This window comes from Microcystis sp. M53602_WE12, assembly GCF_030065455.1.
GTDB lineage: Bacteria > Cyanobacteriota > Cyanobacteriia > Cyanobacteriales > Microcystaceae > Microcystis > Microcystis aeruginosa.
In genome coordinates this window covers 1-1,744 of sequence record NZ_JASJFB010000879.1, presented here as the reverse complement: position 1 = coordinate 1,744, position 1,744 = coordinate 1, and the positions used below count along the sequence as shown (strand labels likewise).

3 protein-coding genes and 1 pseudogene are annotated in these 1,744 nt (G+C 36.8%); all 4 read left to right on the top strand.

Annotation, left to right across the window (positions count from 1 at the left end; genetic code table 11):
• Nucleotides 1-167 precede the first annotated feature (167 nt).
• Nucleotides 168-431 (top strand): type II toxin-antitoxin system RelE/ParE family toxin, encoded by a 264-nt coding sequence (locus PX482_RS26740; protein ID WP_002758027.1) that lies wholly within the window; start codon nt 168-170, stop codon nt 429-431.
• A gap of 222 nt (nt 432-653) precedes the next feature.
• A complete protein-coding gene (locus tag PX482_RS26735) occupies nt 654-764 on the top strand; it encodes an anacyclamide/piricyclamide family prenylated cyclic peptide (protein ID WP_071822769.1) in 111 nt (36 codons plus the stop codon).
• 19 nt (nt 765-783) lie between these two features.
• Entirely contained in the window at nt 784-1,176 is a 393-nt protein-coding gene (locus PX482_RS26730; RefSeq protein ID WP_002758025.1) for a hypothetical protein, read from the top strand.
• Nucleotides 1,173-1,352, top strand: a pseudogene (locus PX482_RS26725) (HNH endonuclease); the annotation flags it as partial. The gene PX482_RS26730 and the pseudogene PX482_RS26725, both read left to right, overlap by 4 nt.
• Nucleotides 1,353-1,744 lie beyond the last annotated feature (392 nt).

Below are 1,744 nucleotides of genomic sequence, written 5' to 3'. Positions count from 1 at the left end.
AACCCTTATAGAGAAGGACATTGATGCGATTTTTGTCAATTGTTTTTGCTCTAGAGCGAACTAATCAATTAAGTCTCTTGCCAGATAAGGATTTAGTCGATTTATGCCCCCCTATCGAACCATACCAAGTAACGAAGAACCAAGATATTTTCTCACCCTCAGCTAGATTGGATTTAAAGCAAGTTAATAGTTACTTGGCTGGGAAAAATCCGCAAGCTGCTAGAATTTTAAAAGAAAAAATCCAACAGGCTTGTAAAAAATTAGCTAAATTCCCCAATCTGGGACGTAGGCGCGATGAGTTAATCCCTAGCTTACGAAGTTTTCCTGTAGAAGATTATCTAATCTTTTATTTTCCTCTTGAAAACGGAATTGAAATCGCAAGAGTCGTGAATGGATATAGAGATTTAGATGCTATGTTTGATGTTGATTAAGAAAGCGATCGCATCCATCTAAGGGTATCATTCTTCCCTGCTCCCCAATAGCATCTGGTGTTTTTTTTTTCTTCGGGAAATTTAAACAGAAAAACTGTAATAACATTGAACAGAGATAAAAAACTATAACAAAGATAGATAAAAACTCAGAATAAAACTTTTGAATCTGAGACAAAATTAGGTATAAAGAGAGCAGATCAAAATGATTGGAGGACTTACCCCATGAAAACTAAAAAACTGACACCCCGCAATGCTGCTCCTGTCCAACAGGAAAATACCGCTACCGTCTCTCGTGATGGTAATGCGATTGCGATCACTTCGCTGCACAATTAGTTCAATACTCCTTAGACAAATGACTCAAATTACTATTGATTTACCCGTCAGTTTAGTTGAATCAGCCCAATGTTTAGGAAAGGCTACAGAACGAGAGTTATCAGAGGTTTTAATTGATACCTTAGAAATCATTTTGCCTACCTTTAATAATCTCTCAGCTGTGGGCAATCATCTTGAAGTTTCCCATCTTTTAGATTCCGAAATTATTGAATTAGCTAATTCAAAAATGGATGCTGTTCAAAATCAACGCTTGGGAGAGTTACAAGCTAAGGGAAAAAATACGGGCTTAACCGAAGCCGAAGGCTATGAATTATTAGTTTTAATCTCAATTTACCAAATGGGACAATTAAGAAAGTCAATAGCCTTAGCTGAAGCCGTTAAACGAGGTTTGAGAGAGCCTTTAATACCATGAGTTTTCTCATAGAAACCTTACGCCAAAAAGTTAAACAACGGGCAGGAAATCGCTGTGAATATTGCCTAATTCACCAAGATTATATTATGAGGAGATTACAAATTGATCATATCCAACCTTTAGCTAAAGGTGGTGCTAATACAGAAGATAATTTATGTTTAGCTTGTGAATTATGTAATCAATATAAATGGATTCAAACTGAGGCTATTGATCCCAAATATGAGGTGTTGGTTTCCTTATTTAATCCTCGCCTTCAAAAATGGCAAGAACATTGTACTTGGACTCAAGAGGGAACGGAAATTATGGGAGTAACGGCTTGTGGTCGAGCAACAATTGTAGCTTTAAGATTAAATAGTAATCTGGCTGTTATTGTGCGTAAAAATTGGGTTAAAGCTGGTTGGCATCCACCTGATTTGCAGACGGAATCTGGTTCTTCGGTTTTTGTTATGCAATGGACGGGGGTTATAAGGGATGGAACCCTTATATAGAAAGGCATTTGGCGATTTTTGTCAATTATTTTTGATCTAGAGCGAACTAATCAATTAAGTCTCTTGCCAGATAAGGATTT

Bases quoted from the DNA above. Each gene is read 5' to 3' on its own strand.
- PX482_RS26735 (WP_071822769.1), top strand. From the start codon at position 654: ATGAAAACTAAAAAACTGACACCCCGCAATGCTGCTCCTGTCCAACAG.
- PX482_RS26730 (WP_002758025.1), top strand. From the start codon at position 784: ATGACTCAAATTACTATTGATTTACCCGTCAGTTTAGTTGAATCAGCC.